Source organism: Pasteurella skyensis (assembly GCF_013377295.1).
GTDB classification, from domain to species: domain Bacteria; phylum Pseudomonadota; class Gammaproteobacteria; order Enterobacterales; family Pasteurellaceae; genus Phocoenobacter; species Phocoenobacter skyensis.
Genome location: NZ_CP016180.1, coordinates 1,153,198 through 1,174,090, shown reverse-complemented (window position 1 = coordinate 1,174,090; position 20,893 = coordinate 1,153,198). Strand labels below are relative to the sequence as shown.

The 20,893-nt window shown below is 36.9% G+C and carries 10 protein-coding genes; all 10 read left to right on the top strand.

The genetic code is table 11. From position 1 onward, the window contains the following. The first annotated feature begins 357 nt into the window (after positions 1-357). The 10 genes from A6B44_RS05705 (at position 358) to A6B44_RS05660 (ending at position 20,753) form a co-directional block, all read left to right on the top strand. A complete protein-coding gene (locus tag A6B44_RS05705) occupies positions 358-3,423 on the top strand; it encodes a TonB-dependent receptor domain-containing protein (protein ID WP_090922323.1) in 3,066 nt (1,021 codons plus the stop codon). A 153-nt stretch (positions 3,424-3,576) separates the two neighbouring features. Continuing rightward, positions 3,577-4,362: a Slam-dependent surface lipoprotein gene (locus tag A6B44_RS05700; protein WP_090922321.1), complete on the top strand. Its 786-nt coding sequence runs from the start codon at positions 3,577-3,579 to the stop codon at positions 4,360-4,362. A gap of 143 nt (positions 4,363-4,505) precedes the next feature. Then, the gene (locus A6B44_RS05695; protein WP_090922319.1) at positions 4,506-5,969 is read left to right on the top strand and encodes a surface lipoprotein assembly modifier; all 1,464 of its coding nucleotides are present in this window, start codon (positions 4,506-4,508) and stop codon (positions 5,967-5,969) included. Between the two features lie 164 nt (positions 5,970-6,133). Continuing rightward, the gene (mukF, locus tag A6B44_RS05690; protein WP_090922317.1) at positions 6,134-7,465 is read left to right on the top strand and encodes a chromosome partition protein MukF; all 1,332 of its coding nucleotides are present in this window, start codon (positions 6,134-6,136) and stop codon (positions 7,463-7,465) included. A 106-nt stretch (positions 7,466-7,571) separates the two neighbouring features. Beyond that, positions 7,572-8,294 (top strand): DUF6088 family protein, encoded by a 723-nt coding sequence (locus A6B44_RS05685; RefSeq protein ID WP_090922315.1) that lies wholly within the window; start codon positions 7,572-7,574, stop codon positions 8,292-8,294. Then, complete coding sequence (locus A6B44_RS05680; protein ID WP_218061361.1) at positions 8,291-9,190, top strand: nucleotidyl transferase AbiEii/AbiGii toxin family protein; 900 nt, start codon at positions 8,291-8,293, stop codon at positions 9,188-9,190. The genes A6B44_RS05685 and A6B44_RS05680 overlap by 4 nt, the downstream gene beginning before the upstream one ends. 233 nt (positions 9,191-9,423) lie before the next feature. Beyond that, the gene (gene mukE / locus A6B44_RS05675; RefSeq protein WP_090922313.1) at positions 9,424-10,164 is read left to right on the top strand and encodes a chromosome partition protein MukE; all 741 of its coding nucleotides are present in this window, start codon (positions 9,424-9,426) and stop codon (positions 10,162-10,164) included. Continuing rightward, positions 10,164-14,666 carry a chromosome partition protein MukB gene (gene mukB, locus A6B44_RS05670; protein ID WP_090922311.1) on the top strand — a complete coding sequence of 1,501 codons (4,503 nt, stop codon included), beginning with the start codon at positions 10,164-10,166 and terminating at the stop codon, positions 14,664-14,666. Before mukE ends, mukB begins: the two co-directional genes overlap by 1 nt. Before the next feature lie 763 nt (positions 14,667-15,429). Further along, positions 15,430-19,371 carry an ESPR-type extended signal peptide-containing protein gene (locus A6B44_RS05665; RefSeq protein ID WP_090922309.1) on the top strand — a complete coding sequence of 1,314 codons (3,942 nt, stop codon included), beginning with the start codon at positions 15,430-15,432 and terminating at the stop codon, positions 19,369-19,371. Beyond that, entirely contained in the window at positions 19,371-20,753 is a 1,383-nt protein-coding gene (locus tag A6B44_RS05660; RefSeq protein WP_176673485.1) for a YadA-like family protein, read from the top strand. Before A6B44_RS05665 ends, A6B44_RS05660 begins: the two co-directional genes overlap by 1 nt. Positions 20,754-20,893: the final 140 nt, after the last annotated feature.

The following is a 20,893-nucleotide window of genomic DNA, read 5'->3' as shown; positions in this document are numbered from 1 at the left end:
GTTTAAATAAATGACCTTCTGTAGGTTACCTTTTCCTATCTATATAGTGGTATTTTTCACACTATTATAAGCTTATTTTTGGTACAAAATTATATTTTTGAGTACCAAAAACTTTTCTTTCTTATCTTTATAAAAATATCGTCAAATTCACATTATCCATTTAATAATAAAGGTTATTTTGGATAAATATCATCACAAAAAGTGGTTGTTTTGAACGAAATTTGATGCTTTTTTATTCCTTCTAAAATTAACCCAATTTTTGTGATAAAAAACGATTTAATTGTATTGATAATAATTCGCATTTATGATAATTTTTGCTTCCCTAATTTAGTAGTTTATTTTAAAAGGAAAGCTTAAATGAAAAATAAAGTGTGTTTGAATTTGATATCAACTGCTCTTATTGTGGTAAGTTCTTCAGCGCAAGCTGTTGATCTTCTTGATAGTCAATTATCAACACTAGGTACAATAACTGTTACAGATAAAGCAGAAAGTATCGATGAACAAAAAAAAGATGAAGTTTATTTACGTGATATTACCAATATGTATGCCGATAAAGAAACTGTTGAGCGCTATAAAGGTGCGGCTCCAGCGGATCTCTTTCAAGAATTTAATGGTGTGTATAGTGGTGATGCACGAAATAGTGGTGCAGTTGATCCAAATATTCGTGGTATTCAAGGGCAAGGAAGAATCCCTGTTACGGTTGATGGCACGGAGCAGGCACTGACTACTTGGCGTGGTTACAATGGCGCTAATAACCGTAACTATTTGGATCCTAATTTAATTGCTGGGATTACAGTAGAAAAAGGACCCGCAATTGCATCAGGTAATCAATCAGGTATTGGAGGTGCGGTTAAAATGCGTACCATTGATGCTGATGATATTGTTAAAGAAGGTAATAAATTTGGTGCGGAAGTAATTGTAGAAACTAGTGATAATTCAGTAAAAGAACGTATTCCTGATTTTTCATGGGGAAAAGATTATCGTAAACACGGTACTCCAGATGTTTTTGGAGACTTTTCTTCTGTTACTTTAGTGGAACCTAAAGAGAAAGGAAAATGGTTTAAAGATAATGCAATGCGAATTGCCCTCGGTTTAAAAGAAGATAAATTTGATTTATTAGGTGCTTACAGCTATCGTAGTAAAGGTAACTATTTAGCAGGCAAAGGTGGTGCTCATAAATATGAAGGGGTTATTGATCCAAAATCAGGACGAGAGTTGAAACAAATTGAACCTAATTTACCTTTTGCGGCATCTATTTATCCTCCTCATACTGAAATACCAAATACCTCCAGTGTAATGGAATCTTTTTTATTAAAAAATACATTACGTTTCACGGATAAACAAAAATTAAAAATAGGTTATCGCCAAACTAAAATTAATTATGGAGAAGTAATGCCTTCTCGCTTAGATTTTAGTAAGTTTGTAGGTTGGATTCCCCAATGGCCTTTGGCTAAAGTAAAGCAAAATGCCTTTAATATGGATTATAGCTATAACCCAGATAATCATTATATTAATTTTAAAGCGGGAGTTTGGTATACCAAAACAGTGAGTGATACTAATACTTCTGGTGGTAATCCTCGAGAGCCAGGAGCTAAAACAAGAGATGAAATAGATTGGGATTGGTTTGGTCAGGCGATGATGTGTTGGAGAGGATATGATCCTAATGTCGATCCACATCATCAAATACAATATGATCCTGAATGTATGAAAAGAATAGGGGCAGAAGCGATAGCAAAAAGACCGAATACTACGGGACAATATAGCTATGTCAATGCTGCTCAGGTGAATGCTTATAATACTCGTCGAGGTTTTAATCTTAGTAATATAATGCATTTAACGAAAAATTTAGATTTAACTCTTTCAGGAGCGTTTCAAACCGAGCGTTTAACCAGTAGTCACTTCAAAGAGCTGCCAAATCCAAGCAGTACCTATGAAAGTCCTCCACGTGTAGGGCATCGTCAAGAATGGGATCTTGCTTTTAATTTTAATTATCGCCCAACAGACTGGTTAGTTTTAACTGCGGGCGGTCGTTATAATGAATATTGGTCTTATGATGACTATTTAGAACGACTCTTAAAAACAGGCGTGTTATATCATAAAGTGTTAGGTGTAGAACCAAAAGTAGCGACTCATTTGGGACTTACTTTCAATGAGGTTTTAACAAAAGAAGAGCTAGATAAATGGAACTATATAGATAAAAGACAAAAGGAGTTGTTGGGTTGTAGTTCACCAGGCAGTCCAACATTTACTCAAGCGTGCCATGATGAATATTGGGCTACTTATACTGACAAAAATAAAATCGAAAAGGGAGAATATAGTACAGATAGTGGTAGTGTCGATCCAAAAACTGGATTGAGATACCATAATGGCGTTGATATACCTTATCGTAAAGATGGACGAACTCACCGAGAAGATAACCCTTTCTATAATGGTACCATTAAAAATAAATTAGTAAGAAATCCAGCAACAGGAAAAATGGAGCATAAATATCAAGGTGGTCGCATTCATGAAGGTTATGAAAAATTACAAGATAAAGATAAGTTAACTCGTGTAGGGAAACAACGTGGTCACGCATTTTCTCCTTCTTTTTCTGCAACAGCATTTTTAAGTGATAATGCAAGAGCCTATTTGCGTTATATCCAATACGCACGTATGCCGAGTATATTTGAAACTACCATTGGATTTTCGGCAAGTGCAGATACAGTTGCTCTTTATCCTGATGCTAAATTAAAACCTGAAAAGGCACAAAATATTGAAATTGGTTATGTGCATAATTTTGGAAATTATTTTGATACCCCTGTTAAGGCAGATTTGAAATTAAGTTATTACCATAATGTTACTAAAAATGTGATTGATCGTAATACAGAATTTCGTTTTGTACAGTTAGAAAAGCGTACCTTAGAGGGATTAGAATTACAAGCTCGTTATGATAATGGTGATTATTTTGGTGATTTAGGGGTGGAATACCATCTTAAAAATAAAGTGTGTGATCCTGATTCTGCAGTAAGATTAGATCCAATTGCATTACGTGTTCCACACTGTATTACAGGAGGCTTTGCTTGGGGTTATTTACGTACTCAATTACAACCAAAATATTCTATTAGTGCCAATATTGGCGGAAGATTTTTTGATCGTAAATTAGAGTTAGGTACACGCTGGTTATATCATAGCAAAGCGAAAAACAAAGATGAGGATAGACTTTGGGAGCAAAAAATTCTTAATGAAGGTATTTGGAATCGTCCAATGTCTTGGCAACCAGTATTAACCTTAGATGCTTATGCTAAGTATCAAGTAAATAAAAATCTTTCTGTTGAATTTACAGGAACAAACTTAACAGATCGTTATTATTTAGATCCAATGACTCGTTCTATGATTCCTGCACCAGGTAGAACGTTTAAATTGGGACTAAAAGCCCGTTTTTAGAAAGTCAGTAATGATTTTTTAGAAAAGAAAGGCAGTAAAAGCATCGTCAAATACATTTTACTGCCTTAAAAGAAATTCCATACAATCAATAATGAAAGTATGGATAATAGTAACTGTGGAAAGATCCACAACTAGACATAATAGGAGATTATTATGCAAAAAGCAACTTTCGCCGTAATGGCATTAACTTCACTCTTCGCTGCGACTACAGCAAGTGCTACTGTAACCTCAGGTATTTCTAATGGAGGTGCAGCATTAAAATTGCCAGTACAGGGTTCTACCTTCCATAATGGTTGGTTCCATCAAGATCCAGGTGGTTTACCTGGTATTGAGATTGAAGGAGTGACTTCAAAAGTGAGTAGCTTTAGTTCATTAAAAAATGTTGCTAAAAAAGTGCAGTGGATGAAAACTTTTGGTGGTGTGGATAGCAATGGTGTGGTTGTTCTTAAAATGAGTAATATGCCAGATTGGGTACCAGGCTTCCATAATAAATTAGGTGACTTTGCTTATAAACAAGTAGGTTCTCAAGAACTTTACTTTGGTGAATGGGTCGCAAAAGATGCAAATCCTAATACTGCTCGTGTAGTTTATTATGCTGGTAATAATAAAACTCAAATAATGCCAACTAACGGTGTCGCTGTTTACTCTGTTAAAGGTATTAACCAAAATAGTGAGTTAAATAAAGCTCTATTAAACGGTGAGTTTACGGCGAACTTTAATACAGGTAATTTAACTGGAACCATTGCAAAAACAGGCTTAACTGTTGGTGTAGATGCTAGAATTAATGCTAATGCGAGTTTTGAGGGTTCTGCAACAGCAAATGGTGCTAATGGTTCTACTAACGGTCACTTCTTTGGTTCAGATGCTTCAGCTTTAGCGGGTTATGCTAAATTTGAAAATAACCAATATGATACTGCCTTTGGTGGTACTAAAAAATAATCTGAGCATTATTTAACTATCATTATAGAGATCTAGTTTACTGGGTCTCTATTTTTTCATTGCGAATTGAATATATTATAGCGGTCACATTAATAATAAAATTTGCAAATTTATTTTGATGATTATTGATGCTCGGAGAATATATGAAACAATATTATTGGGTGCCTTTTTTAGGTGCGATGTTTATACCACAAGCAATTGCACAGCAATATCAAGACAACTCGCATAATCAAGAGAGTATTCAGCTATTACAACAGTACCAACAAAAAGTGCAACAGCAACAACAAGAGTATCAACAGCGTAAAAATGAAACGTCACAAAATGAAATTACTCTCAGCGGTAAAAAGTTTGAGGTAGAAAATAATGTAAATGCTGTTGGACAGGCGTTGTATATTTCGCTAAACCAAGAGTTATGGGATTATGCGGAGAAATTTTTAGCCCAATATCTACAATTTGCCGATCATAAACCACCGCTTGTTTTATTTGCAAAAGGATTGTTAGCAAGGAAGCAAGGAAGTCTTGAACAAGCCGAGCTTTATTATCAGGAACTATTAAAACTGGATCCACAATTTTTACGTGGGCAGTTAGATCTTGCGAGAATTTTATTTGAAAATCATAAAAATAATGAATCGACATCGCTATTTGAAAAAATTACCCAATTAGAATTACCTCAAAATCTATATCAAACCATTGGTGGCTATCAGCAAGCTTTATCCAAACGGGAAAGTTGGCAAGGCGGATTGAGTATCGGTTATCAATATAATCAAAATATCAATCAATCATCACAAAAAGAAGAATGTTTACTTTCTTTGAATAATCAATGTATTGAAAAACAATCTTCTCCAAAGTCAATTAATGCTCAAGGTTGGCATTATGATGCAAATATTCGTAAACAAACTTCATTTGTTGCAAATCACGGTCTAGCATTTTCATTGAATAGTTATGGTCAATTTTATCCTCACTATCGAAACTATAATGAAAATACCGTTAAAACGTCTTTAGGTTATCACTTCCAAAATGCGAAAACAGAATTAACCATTGCTCCTGTATTTGAATATAATGTGTTGCAAAATCATCGTAATTATCACGCTTGGGGCGGACGTATTAATTTTTCACAAAATTTGTCACCTCGTCATCATTTAAACTTACAATTTGAACAGAAGAAATTCTATTATAATAGTGAACAACACTCTCTTGAAAATGCTTATTTAAGCACTTTATCTGGAACTTGGTATTATTTACTTAGCCCAAAAACAACCTTATTTAGTGGTTTAGATTTTGCATATCGTCATACGGTACAAAAAGAAAAAAATTATCAAATGACAGGGTTACGCTTAGGTTTTAACCATCAATTTGATTTTGGATTAAACACTACTTTTTTAGCCTTACTAAAACATTATCGTTATGAGAAAGATTATGGTGTGATATTTAAGGCAAGAAGAGAAAATTTACAAACTTATTTGGCTATTTTTAAAATGCCAAAATGGAATTTTAAAGGCATTGTACCGAGTTTATTGATTAAACATAATCGTAACAAAGCAAATAATGACACGATATTTTCTTATAAACAAAGTGAAGTGCAAGTAAATTTTGAATGGCAGTTTTAGAAAAATGTGCAAATTTTTAAGTGGATCTACCCGCTAGTTTGTTACTAACTGGCGGTAGTTTTTTGATAAAAAGAGAATAGCATTAAAAAAATTCCACTTTTCATTGATGTTATTGTACAATAAACACTATTTTTAGTAATGTACCTTAATAGTAAATAAATCCTATGCAAAATGAGTTGGCACAGACACTTCCAGAACTGATAGATTGGACAAAATCACGAGAATTTTCTCTTTCATTATCAACAGATCGCTTAGCGTTTCTTCTTGCTATTTCTATTTATAATAATGAGCAATCATTAGATGGAGAAATGTTGGAAAGTGATCTTGTTGATCTATTTCGTTATGTATCCACTAGTTTTGAGCAAGCTGAAAATACTTTGGTACAACGAGCCAATAATGCGATTAATGATTTGGTGAGACAACGTTTTTTAAACCGTTTTAGCAGTGAATTTACAGAAGGATTAGCCATTTATCGCTTAACGCCTTTGGCAGTTGGGGTATCAGATTATTATGTGCGTCAAAGAGAGTTTTCTACATTACGTCTTTCTATTCAACTTTCCATTGTTGCAGAAGAAATTGAACGAGCCTCCAGCGCCGCAGAGGAAGATGGTGATGAACGTTTTTGGCGTAGTCAAGTATTTGCACCATTAAAATATTCAGTAGCAGAAATCTTTGATAGCATTGATTTATCACAGCGTGTGATGGACGAAAATCAACAACAAATTAGAGAACGTATAGCACAGTTATTAAGTCAAAACTGGCACGAAGCAATTTCAAGTTGTGAACAATTATTAGATGAAACATCGGTAAGTTTACGAGAATTACAGGATACGCTTAACGCCGCAGGGGATAAATTACAATCACAATTATTACGTATTCAAAGCTGTTTAATAGGGCGTAATGATTTGGATTTTGTGGATCATTTAATTATGAATTTGCAAAATAAATTAGATCGTATTATCAGCTGGGGACAACAGTCTATTGACTTGTGGATTGGTTACGATCGCCACGTGCATAAATTTATCCGAACAGCAATTGATATGGATAAAAATCGTGTCTTTGGACAACGTTTACGTAAATCCATTCAAGGTTATTTTGAACATCCGTGGATGTTGTATTATGCCAAAGCAGACTCCATTCTTGATTTACGAGATGATGAACTTGTCTTTAATGAAGCCGATGCAGTCGGAGAGTTACCAACAGAATTAGAATATGAATCCCTTTCTGATATACAAGAGCAGATTATTGAATTAATGCAAGCTCAGCTAACCCCTTATAGAGAAAATAAACAGCCATTAGATTTAGGGGCAATTTTAAGAGAACAACTAGAAAAATTCCCACAATCTCGCCATTTTGATGTAGCAAGAATTGTTGTCGATCAAGCCGTTAAATTAGGAATGGCAAGCCAAGACCGAGAAGCGATTTATCCACAATGGCAAGCGATTAATGATAAAGGGGCAGAAGTGCAATCTAATGTGATTGATGAGTATAAGTGATAAATAATGTAGGGCTATTAATATAAAATTGATTATTAACACTATAAACTGTCCAGTTTTTTTGATAAAATACTGGACAATTTAGTGTCTAATAGAATAAAAAATAATGAATATATCTGATGCAGTTCAGCAAATAATAGATCGATTTGAAATGGGCTATGTATTTACCTATGATAATTTTCGAGAATTACAAAAACAGCAAGCAGTGGCTAAGGCGTTGAATAGGCTAGTAGCGAAAGGTAAAATAGCTAAACTTTCAAAAGGCGTATACTTTAAACCTGAAGTTACTCCATTTGGTGTACTAGCGCCAAAACAAGAGCAAGTAGTAAAGGATCTACTTAGCGATAATGGAAAAATTACAGGTTATCTTACTGGTTATAGTATTTATAATCAACTAGGGTTAACAACTCAAGTCAGTAACGCCATTCAGATTGGTAAAAATGATATTCGTCCCACCTTTAAAAGAGAAAGATATACTATTAGTTTTGTTAAACAGAAAAATAGTATTACTAAAAAAAATATTCCTTTGTTGCAACTTCTTGATGCCATTCGTTATATAAAAAAAATACCTGATACAACAATAGAGCAGTCTTGCGATCGATTGATGTCGATATTCAAAACATTAGACATTTTAGAAATATCAGAACTTATTAGACTGTCATTAAAATACCCTCCATCAACACGCTCTTTATTAGGAGTAATATTGGATGAGATAGGTTATCAAGACATAACGGCTAAATTAAAAGCATCATTAAATCCTCTTACTGTTTATAAGTTACCGCAAGTGAGAAAAATTTTTTCAAAATCAGATGAGTGGAATATTATATGAAGTTGCATTTAGAAACGAAACTATTTAATCAAGCTATTCAATTTACTGCCGATATAATGAATATTCCTGCAATATATGTTGAGAAAGATTATTGGATAACTTATGCACTATATACTATTTTTCATAGTCATATCGCTCAAGAAGTGGTATTTAAAGGAGGAACATCTTTATCAAAATGTTACCAACTTATTGATAGATTTTCTGAAGATATTGATTTAGTGATTTTGAAAAACGAAAATGACAACGCGAATCAACTAAAAAGAAAATTAAAAGCAATTAGTCATATTGTGGGTGAAGTTTTACCTGAAATTACGGTGGAAGGATTAACGAATAAAAAAGGCACTAACCGAAAAACGGTACATACCTATGACAAATTTTTTCAAGGAGATTATGGACAAGTGAGAAGAAATCTTGTTATTGAAGCTACTTGTCTTGGTTATTTTGAACCTTATACAGAAAAAGAGATTTGTTCCTTTGTTGGCAAAATGATGATGGATAACCAACAAATTGATATTGCTAAAAATTATGATCTTTTACCGTTCAATGTACAAGTGTTAGAGCCGACTCGAACATTATGTGAAAAAATAATGAGTTTAATACGTTTTTCGTATAGTGAAGATCCTGTAACGAGTTTAAAAAATAAAATCCGTCATATTTACGATTTAAACCAACTTTTATTAGAAGAGGAATTTTTGAATTTTTTATATTCACATTATTTTGATGATATGTTAAAAACAGTTGCAAAAGAAGATGTTAAGAGTTTTAAAAATAATAATCAATGGTTAAAATACCATCCTGTCAAAGCACTTATTTTTAATGATCCAACTAATGTATGGAAATATTTACAACCTGTTTATAAAAAAGAATTCAGTTTGCTAGTCTATGGTAAAACCTGATGAAAAGCAGCTATTAGTGACCTTGTTATTACTTAAAAAGCGGTTAGATAAAATTAAATGGTAGTTGTGATATAAACACGAGTTATATTCTATGAGGGATAAAATTATTTTTTAAGAATAGTGTAAAAAATTGCAAAATTTTAACGGCTTTTTGCTATTATATACAGAATTATGTAGAAACAGGATGCGCTCTGTCTCTACGAAATGAATAAGTCAAAGAAAAGAGAACCACAATGACACAAAACATAGAAGACGTAATGCCAACAAAATTAGCAATGGCGATTGCTAATCCTATTTTTCCTGAGTTAGACAGTCAGTTGCGAGCAGGGCGACATATTAGTATTGAGCTACTAGATCAACATAGTTTTTTGATGGATTTTCAAGCGGAATTAGAGCAATTTTATCGCCGTTATAATGTTGAATTAATCCGTGCAGCGGAAGGATTTTTTTACTTACGTCCAAAAGCGACAACATTAATTGCTCGTAGTGTAATGAGTGAAATGGAAATGTTGGTAGGGAAAGTACTTTGCTATCTATATTTAAGCCCTGAGCGTTTAGCACAACAAGGGATTTTTAGTTTTGATGATGTGTATGAAGAATTACTTAATTTAGCCGATGAAGCGAAATTACTAAAAGCTGTAAACCCACGTTCTACTGGTTCTGATTTAGATAAAGCAAAATTATTAGAAAAAGTGGGTGGTGCATTACGCCGTTTAGCACGTATTGGAATAATTACTCGTGTTGGTGAGCAAAATAGTCGTAAATTTGTGATTTCAGAATCGGCGTTCCGTTTTGGGGCTGATGTGCGTAGTGGTGATGATCCTCGTGAAGCACAGCTTCGCTTGATTCGTGATGGAGAGGGTACAACACCGAATGAATTACAAAAACAAGCGGTCACTTTAGAACAAGAAAATGCAAATGATGATGAAGATCAGTTTGATGAAGTTGAATCAGAGAGCGATGAGGAAGCATAATGCAAGAGCAACAATTTGAATTAGAGCAAGAACAACTAGTAGAAGAAAATTTGCAAAAAGTGGAAAACATCATACCGCCTGTAATTAAAAAAGAAACGGTTGCAAGGGGGAAATTTCTTTCATTAACACTGATCAACTGGAATGGTTTTTTTGCTCGTACCTTTGATTTAGATGAGTTAGTTACTACTCTTTCAGGCGGGAATGGAGCAGGAAAATCTACCACTATGGCGGGTTTTATTACGGCATTAATTCCAGATTTAACCTTATTAAACTTCCGTAATACTACAGAGGCAGGATCAACCTCAGGATCTCGTGATAAAGGTTTACACGGTAAGTTAAAATCAGGGGTTTGTTATGCCGTATTAGAAAGTGAAAATTCTCGTAAACAACGTATTATTTCAGGCGTACGTTTACAACAAATAGCAGGGCGAGATAAGAAAGTCGATATTCGTCCATTCTCTTTGCAAAATATTTCAACGGATCACGCTATTATTGATCTTCTAACAGAAAAAGTCGGGGATCGTAATGCAAGAGTATTGGCATTAAATGAGTTAAAAGAAAAATACGAAACAACCACTGTTCAGTTTAAACAATATCATTCTATTACTGATTATCATAGCTTCCTATTTGATTTAGGCGTATTGCCTAAACGTTTACGATCGCCCTCTGATCGTAGTAAGTTTTATAAGTTAATTGAAGCTTCCCTGTATGGTGGTATTTCGGGCGCTATTACTAAATCCCTACGTGAATATTTATTACCTGAAAACTTAGGTGTTCGCCAAGCATTCCAAGATATGGAATCTGCATTACGTGAAAACCGTATGACTTTAGAAGCCATTAAGGTGACACAATCAGATCGCGATATGTTTAAAAAGTTGATTACGGAATCAACAAATTATGTCTCTGCGGATTATATGCGTAATGCAAATGAGCGTCGTGGTAATATTGAAAACGTATTAGCACAGCGTAAAAATTGGCAAGAAGTCAAAGCAAAAATTGAGTTGTCACAAACTCAGTTGGTGGAATATAGCCGTGAAGTGAGTGAAATTTCTGAAGCAGAAAGCAGTTTAGAAGTTGCCTTTAATAGCGCGTCCGATCATCTTAATTTAGTGACTAACGCTTTACGCCATCAAGAAAAAATAGAACGCTATCAAGATGAAGTAAACGATTTGGTTGAAAAAATTGAAGAGCAACAGATGGCGATGGAAGAAATTTCAGAGCAAGTGGAAGTGGCACAAGCGCATTCTGATGAAGCAGAAGACGTAGTTGAAAGTCTTCGTGCAGAATTAGCCGATTATCAACAAGCTTTAGATTCACAACAAACTCGAGCATTGCAATATCAACAGGCAGTGCAAGCCTTAGAAAAAGCGAAAAATCTGTGTGGTTTACCTCAGTTAGATTTACATAATATTCAAGATTATGCTGCAGAATTTGAAGCGCAAGCCGAAGAAGTGACAGATAAAGTATTTGAACTTGAACAGCGTTTATCTATGTCTGAAATGGCAAAAGAGAAGTTTGATAAAGCCTATGAATTAGTGTGTAAAGTAGTGGGTGAAACAGCACGCTCTCAAGCTTGGGGTGAAGCAAAAGAACTATTAGCGGTTTATCCAACACAAAAATCACAGGCTCAGCAGGCTGTAGCATTACGTCAGAAATTAAATGAATTAGAGCATAAATTACAACAGCAGCGCAATGCAGAGCGTTTATTAAAAGAGTTTAATCAAAAAGCACAAACAGAATTTGAAACAGCACAAGAGTTAGAAGCGTATTTTGAACAGCAACAAGATAATTTAGAAGAGCTAGAAGCACAGCTTTCAGAAGCCCTTGAAGTGCGTTCTACACAACGTCAACAACTAGAGCAATTAAACCAGCAATACCAAAAATTATCTCAAACAGCGCCAGCTTGGCATACTGCTCAGTCTGCCTTAGTGCGTTTATCAGAACAGTGTGATACGCATTTTGAAGCCAGTCAGCAAGTGATGCAGTTTATGCAGGACACACTCAATTCAGAACGTGAGATCACCTTAGAACGAGATAAATTAGCAAGACAATCGGATCAGTTAGAAGAGCAAATCACACGCTTAAGTCAGTTAGACGGTGCGGAAGATCCTCGATTAAATCATTTAGCAGAGCGTTTAGGCGGTATATTGCTTTCAGAGCTGTATGATGATGTTTCAATTGATGATGCTCCGTATTTTTCAGCTCTATATGGTGAAGCACGACACGCCATTGTAGTACGAGATTTAGAAGCGGTAAAATCACAACTTGAACAGTTAGAAGATTGTCCAGATGATCTCTATTTGATCGAGGGTGACCCAAATGCATTTGATGATGATGTATTTGAATCAATGGAATTAAGCGATGGTGTAGTCGTACAAGTCTCTAACCGTCAATGGCGTTATTCCAAATTCCCTGAAATTCCACTGTTTGGACGTGCTGCTCGTGAAAAACAACTAGAGCAGTTAAAAGCACAACAAGAAGAGGTTTCTGGTAAACACGCAGAGTGTGCGTTTGAAGTACAAAAATGCCAACGTTTATATCAGCATTTAAGCCACTTTGTAGGTACACATCTTAATCTTGCATTTGAACCTAATCCAGAAGATATGATGCAAGAGATCACCACTCAACGAGTGGATATTGAACGTCAATTAAGTCAAATTAATGGTGATGAGCAACAATATCGTCAACGCAGAGATAGTTGTAAAGCACAATTACAATTACTAAATAAAGCATTACCACAAGTTGAATTATTAGCAGATGAAACCTTAATCGATCGTGTTGAAGAGTGTAAAGAGCAACTATTAGAAGCACAAGAAGACGAACAGTTTATCCGTCAATTTGGGCAATATTTAGCACAATTAGAACCAATTGCAACGGCATTACAAAGTGATCCAACGAAATTTGACGAATTAGAAGCTGAATATAAGCGGTCAGTTGAAGAACAAAAATTACTAAATCAAAAAGTCTTTAGTTTGTCAGAAGTGATGAATCGTCGTTTACACTTTGGTTATGAATCTTCTTTACAAGCAGAAGGTTCAGCATTAACCGAGCAGTTGCGTGATCGCTTAGAGAAAGCACAACTTGAACGTGAAAAAATGCGAGAGCAATTTAAACAGGCGCAATCTCAATATACACAATATAATCAAGTGCTTACTTCATTACGCAGTTCTTATGAGGCGAAAAATGAAATGCTTGTAGAATTAGTGCGTGAAATTGATGAATTAGGTTTACGAGGCGATTCAGAGGCGGAAGAGCGTGCTAGAACACAACGTGATGAATTGCAACAACGTTTAAGCCAACAACGTAGCCGTAAGAGTTATTTAGAAAAACAATTAGCTGTAATTGAGGCTGATATGGATAATCTAAATCGTGCAGTACGCAAGGCTGAGCGTGATTATAAAGTATTGCGTGAACAAGTGGTGCAAGCGAAAGTAAGTTGGTGCGTAGTAATGCGTTTATCTCGCAACAGTGATGTTGAAAAACGCTTGAACCGTCGTGAGTTGGCGTATATGTCATCGGAAGAATTACGTTCAATTTCGGATAAAGCCTTAGGGGCGTTACGTATTGCGGTGGCGGATAATGAATATCTGCGTGATAGCTTGCGAGCCTCAGAAGATAATCGTAAACCTGAAAATAAAGTGGCATTCTTTATTGCGGTTTATCAGCATTTACGTGAGCGAATTCGTCAAGATATTATCAAAACAGACGATCCGATTGACGCCATTGAACAAATGGAAATTGAACTTTCTCGTTTAACCAGTGAATTGACAAATCGTGAGAAAAAATTGGCGATCAGCTCTGAAAGTGTTGCCAATATTTTACGTAAAACGATACAGCGTGAACAAAACCGTATTTTACAACTGAACCAAGGGCTACAAAATATTACCTTTGGACAAGTAAAAGGGGTACGTTTAGTGGTAAATATTCGTGATACCCACGCCATTTTGTTAAATGCACTATCGAGTGAAAAAGAGAACCACAAAGATTTATTTGAAAGTGAAAAATTAGGCTTCTCTGAAGCCTTAGCGATGTTGTACAAGCGTGTTAATCCACACCTTGAACTAGGACAACGCACTCCACAAACCATCGGTGAAGAGTTATTAGATTATCGTAATTATCTTGACCTTGATGTGGAAACCTATCGTGGAGCAGATGGTTGGATGAAAGCTCAAAGTAGCTCACTTTCAACAGGAGAAGCCATTGGTACAGGTATGTCAATCTTGTTAATGGTAGTACAAAGCTGGGAAGAAGAATCTCGCAGAATGAGAGCTAAAGACATCCTCCCTTGTCGTTTGTTATTCCTTGATGAAGCCGCTCGACTGGATGCAAAATCAATCAACACTTTGTTTGAATTATGCGACCGATTAGATATGCAATTACTGATCGCCGCTCCTGAAAATATCAGTCCAGAGCAAGGAACAACTTATAAGTTAGTGCGTAAAATCGCTAATAACCAAGAGTATGTGCACGTGGTTGGCTTAAAAGGGTTTGGTAATGATTAAAAGTTCTCATAAAACATAACCATAGCGGTTACATTTAAGTAAAAATTTACCAATTAGATCAATAATGTAGAGACGTAGCATACTACGTCTCCGTTCTTGATTGATCTCAGTGATCGATATTCCCACTTCGACGTCCCGTTTCGATATTTCTCCGCTTCGGTTCCCTGAGCCTGTCGAAGGGTCGAGAAGCGTTCACCGAACAACTTCCGAGCCCAAACACCTCACACTTCGACAAGCTCAGCGATCGGTGTTTGATTGATTTTGTGATTTTAATTTAGCTTACGGGAAGATATTCCACTCGCTTTTCTCATTAAATACTCTCCTGTAAATTATTTATAAATCAAAAAGTTATAAAGATCTACCGTAGGGGAGGATTAGCAAACTTGTTTGCGTATATCCTCCCGTTGCTCGATATAAAATCTCCACAAAACATCATAAGACATAACTATAGCGGTTACATTTCAATAAAAATTTACAAATCAAACACCTAACACTTCGACAGGCTCAGTGACCGGTGTTTGACTAACCCCGTGATCAATATTTTACACTCTCCCTAATCAAAAACCACGCCATTTTCACTCTAAATTGTCTGTTTTTCACCCAAATAACCTCCATTACTACGATTTCACTTGCGTTTTTTTTTACAATCGGGAAGTTTATACATATATTTTTAACAAAATATTCACGAGGCAGTAAAAGGAATTTACATCAGCCTCAAGAAAAGGCCTAAGGAAAGGATATCAACTAAAAAGGATACCTGACTATGAACAGCATCTACAAAATCGTGTTTAACAAAGCAACACAAACTTTTACCGCCGTAAGCGAATTAGCTAAAGGCGCCACGAAAACACAAAGTCAATCAATAAAACAAGCGGGTACATTTTTACCAAAATTTGCAAAAATTACTTTGGCAATCTCAATGGTGCTGGGTTTTAGTGCTTCAGCAATAGCGGTTACTGATGAAGAATTTAATGCACTAAAACAACAGGTTGAAGCATTAAAAGCACAGAAAACCTATGTTCATGTTAATAATGGAACAAATACAGGGACAGGAGATGCAACTATAAATTTAGGAGATATTTCTACAGCAGCAGGAGCCGTTACAGGTAGTTCGATAGCTATAGGTAGAGGTGCAATAGCAGGAAAATTAAATGCAGATTTTATTCTAGATAATGATGCTACAAATCAAGATGAAACTATTACAACTAATAAAGAAGCTTCTGTAGCAATAGGAGAGGGAGCTAAATCAACAGGATTTGCTTCAATAGCAATAGGAGGGTCTTATAATAGACCTAAATATGAAAATGGAGTTCTGAAAACGGCTGGAATTGGAGCTGCTGAAGCGACAGGAGATGGAGCAGTTGCTCTTGGTAATTCAACAAAAGCAGAAGCTAAAGGAGCATTTGCAGTAGGATTGTTAGCTAGGGCTGCAGGAGAGTTCTCTTCTGCAATTGGATATTCTGCAAGTGCCACAGCAGAAGGAGCAAGAGCTCTAGGGATATATACTGAAGCTTCAGGAGTTTATTCAACGAGTATGGGTTATAAAACAACATCTTCTGGTTCTTCATCGTTAGCAACAGGAGCATATACAACAGCTTCTTGGAAATATTCGGTAGCTATGGGATTAAAATCCAAAGCAGTAGGAAATGGTTCGCTTGCATTAGGTGGATATACTAATGATAGTTCTGATATTTTAGAAGGTGGACAAGCCTACACAGCAGGCTCAATGGCACTCGGAACTGGGACAGTTGCAGGTATTGAAAATGGCACAGAAGAAGCCGTCGCAATGGGCTATCGTGCTAAAGCCGTTGCAGATAACACCCTTGCATTAGGTTTTGATGCTAAGGCTGAACATGAAAACTCAGTGGCCTTAGGTTCAAACGCAGAAACCAAAGCCTTTACACAAGTAGATGAAACAGAGGCTATCAATGGACTTAAATATAAAGACTTCACTGGTTTTGCGGATGGTGTGGTGTCTGTGGGTAAAGATTATCACGAAAAACAAATCATCAATGTTGCACCGGGTAAAATTGCTCAAACCTCAACCGATGCGATCAATGGTTCACAACTTTTTGCTACCAATAAAGCCATTGGTAATGTTGCAAAATCGGTTAAAAATAACTTCGGTGGTAATGCTGCATTAAATGAAGATGGGAACATTACATTTACCAATATTGGGGGAACAGGCAAAGGCACTATTCACGAAGCGATTGGGGATATAAAAACCACTGCCGATGCAGCCAAACGTAAAACCCTTGCAAATAGCACTACACTGAATAACAAAGCAGATAAAAATGCAGGTAATTTAGGGGCAGCAGAAGTAAATGCTTGGACAACCAAGTTAAATACAGGTGCAAATATCACCGCACCAACAGGCAAGTTAGTGACTGATTCGCAAGTAAAAACTGCACTCGACACAAAACTGGATGCGGATGATATCACCAGCAAGGATAAAACAGTCACTATCGACACCACAACCACTGCAGGTAAAGTGGATTTAAAAGTGAATCTTGATGGAACGACTTTAACTAAAGACGGAAATGGTGTAATCAGCCTTGCAGACAACGCAGTGACAACGGCTAAGATTTTAGACGGTAAGGTCACAAAAGTGAAGTTAGCGGGAGATGTCACTAATATTCTGGATAAAGTTGGAGCAGGCGCCGTTGCAGATGGTAATACCAATACTGTGACAGGTGATGTGGTTAAAACTTACGTTGATACAGCGACAGCAGGTAAACTTGACAAAGGTGACCTGAATGTGATTGAAAGTGATGATATCACAGTAAGCAATGCTGGCGATTTAACTAAAGGTAACGTGAAGTTAAGCCTTAAAGCCGATAAAGTGAAAGAGTTAGCAGGAACAACAGACCTTGCAACTACTTACTTAAACGTAAGCGGCGCGAATGTAGGTGACAAAGTGACCTTTGGTGGCAATGTAGGTACAGCGACCTTAGCGAATACGACTGAATTAGCACAAATCAAAGCGGTGAAAGCGGTAGATGATAAAGTGACAGGTAATACTCAAACTATTACTAATTTAGGAGACCAAATCACTAACGTAGGCAAAACCTCGAAAGAAGAAGTGGCGATTGTTGAAAACAGTGGTTTAACACTGGCGAAAACAGCTGCAACGGCAAATAAAGGGGCGGTGTATACGTTAGGCTTAGATGCGGCGAAAGTGAAAGAGGTGGCAGGAACCACGACGCTTGCAGCAGATTTAGCGGCGAAAGCGAATAAAGATGCGTCCAACTTAACTGATGGCGATAAAGCGGATTGGAAACGCGCGCTTGATCTTGGTAATGTGTTAACAAGTGCGAATTTAGCTGACCGTTTATTAATAACAGGTTCTAACGTTGGCAGTGATGACAATAAAGTCAAACTGGGTAAAAACGTAGGTAAAGGTGAGATTACTGGTGAGACCACCCAACTTGTTCAAGAAAAAGCGGTTAAAACCTATGTTGATACAGCGATTGATAAAGTTGGGAAAGCTAAAGACGGTAAAGACGGTCATATCGGTGTTGACGGCAAAGATGGCAAAGATGGTTCAATCGGCTTAAGTGGAAAAGATGGCATTACCGTTAAAGGAAAAGACGGTGAAAATGGCGTATCAATCCACGGTGATGATGGCATCAGTATTAAAGGTGAAGATGGTAAAACATTGGTTACTCTTGGTAAGGATGGTCAAAATGGTGTTATAGGGCTTCAAGGAGCACCAGGTAAAAATGGTGCAGACGGCAAATTCTATGACATCAGTATCCAAAATGGAAAAGGTGGCTTAGATGGCACCACAACTGACAGAATCGTTTATGTTGATAAAGCAACGGGAGACAAAAAGGAAGTTGCCACACTGGATGATGGCTTAGCTTTCCAAGGTAATGATGCGTCGAAGAAAGTGACGACAGCCCTTAATGGCACCTTGGTGATTGAAGGACAAAAAGGCACAGACCCAGCGAAGAACTTAACGAAAGACTCTGACTTTGCAGCAGATAACATCTTTGTCGATACCACAGATGGCAAGTTAGAAATCAAACTGGCGAAAAAACTGCAAGGTGTTGAGGGTATTGGCATTGCAGGTAAAGACGGTTTAAGTATTGCAGGGAAAGATGGAGCAAATGGCTTAAACGGTAAAGACGGTGAAAATGCAGTTGCGATTAATGGAAAAGACGGAATTTCAATCAAAGGAAAAGATGGAAAAGACGGCGTATCTATTAAAGGTGAAGACGGTATTTCCATTAAAGGTAAAGATGGCATGGATGGCTTAAACGGCATCGGGCTCAATGGCAAAGATGGAATTACGGTTAATGGAAAAGACGGTAAAGACGGAAAAGATTCCATTGCGATTAACGGCAAAGACGGCATTTCAATCAAAGGTGAAAATGGCAAAGATGGCATTTCCATTAAAGGTGAAGACGGCATTGCGGTAAATGGTAAAAATGGAAAAGATGGCGTATCAATCCACGGTGATGATGGCATCAGTATTAAAGGTGAAGATGGTAAAACATTGGTTACTCCTGGTAAGGATGGTCAAAATGGTGTTATAGGGCTTCAAGGAGCACCAGGTAAAAATGGTGCAGACGGCAAATTCTATGACATCAGTATCCAAAATGGAAAAGATGGCTTAGATGGCACCACAACTGACAGAATCGTTTATGTTGATAAAGCAACGGGAGAAAAAAGGAAGTTGCCACACTGGATGATGGCTTAGTGTTCAAAGGTGATGTGGGTGATAAAGTTACCCGTAAGCTCAATGACACCTTAAATATTAAAGGTGGTGTAACCGATGAGAACAAACTGACTGATAATAACATTGGTGTCATTAACGATGGTACGAATGGTTTAGCGATTAAATTAGCGAAAGAACTTACAGGTATTTCGTCAATTGCTAACACAGCAGGTGGTGGAAAACTTACATTGAGTGAGACGGAGAATAGCGTATCAGTCAATGGTGGTAGAATCACCAATTTAGGCGATGCCATAGCAGATACCGATGCGGTTAACTACAAACAGTTAAAAGCACTGAACAATGGTCAAGGTATTGATGTTGATAAATGGAAAGACGCAATATTGCCAACCATTAGCTTCTTTAGTGGTAGCACGGGTACGGGAGCAAATTATAAACAGGGTAATACTGAAGAAAAATTTGACTTAAGTAAACTTGCCTTTGACTTTGGTGATGGCTTAAAAGTGGAAAAACAACAAAGTAAAGACGGTAAACAAATCGCTCATATCACGTTAGATAAGGACGCATTGAAAAATGACCCTGACTTTAAAGGTGCGAAAGGTGATGACGGTGCCGCTGGTGCGGATGGAGCCGATGGTCAATCTGCTTATGAGATTTGGAAAGCACAACCAGGTAATGGCACTAAAACACAAGATGACTTCTTGGCTGCTTTAAAAGGTGACAAGGGTGATAAGGGTGATAAAGGCGATAAAGGTGACAAAGGCGATGCAGGCAACGGCAATGGAGGCAATGGTGCTGAAATCAAGGTTGCTGTAACAGACGATGTTGTATTAGACAAGGATAATCTCTCAAAAGAGGAAGTCGTGAGCAACAAGGGTGCCTTAAGCATCAAAGTAGGTAAAAACCTTAACGCCAAAACGGTGATGAACGGCAATGATAAACAGCTGGTTATTTCCACCACACCTGAAATCAAAGTGGATAAAGTCACTGTGGGCAATATCACCTTAAACCAATCCGGTTTAACAGTGAAAGAAGGTACTGATGTCAATATTAATATGGGTGGAAACCAAATCCACAATATTAAAGCGGGTACTGCACCAACGGATGCCGTGAATGTGTCTCAATTAGCGAAAGTGGAAGAGTCACTCTCCACCCGTATTGACAGTGTAGAAAAAGCCGCAAGCGGCGGTACGGCGAGTGCGATGGCATCAGCCAGCTTACCACAGGCTTATGTACCGGGTAAGAGTATGGTGTCATTAGCGGGCGCGAGTTATGACAAATCAAGCTCAATGGCCGTAGGACTGTCTTCTATCTCTGATAATGGAAAATGGATTATCAAAGGAAACATTAATGCGAATACCGAGAAGAAATTCGGTATTGGTGTCGGTGTTGGCTACCAATGGTAATGTAACACAGGGCGGAAGAGGAGTTCTCTCTTCCAGTCCAACCTAGCAGGTGGTGGTTGAGAACAACTTGAGGGTTACTAGTCCTCTCTCTCAATAACACTTAACCACCACAGCATCTCACCCCTTTCATTTGGAAGGGG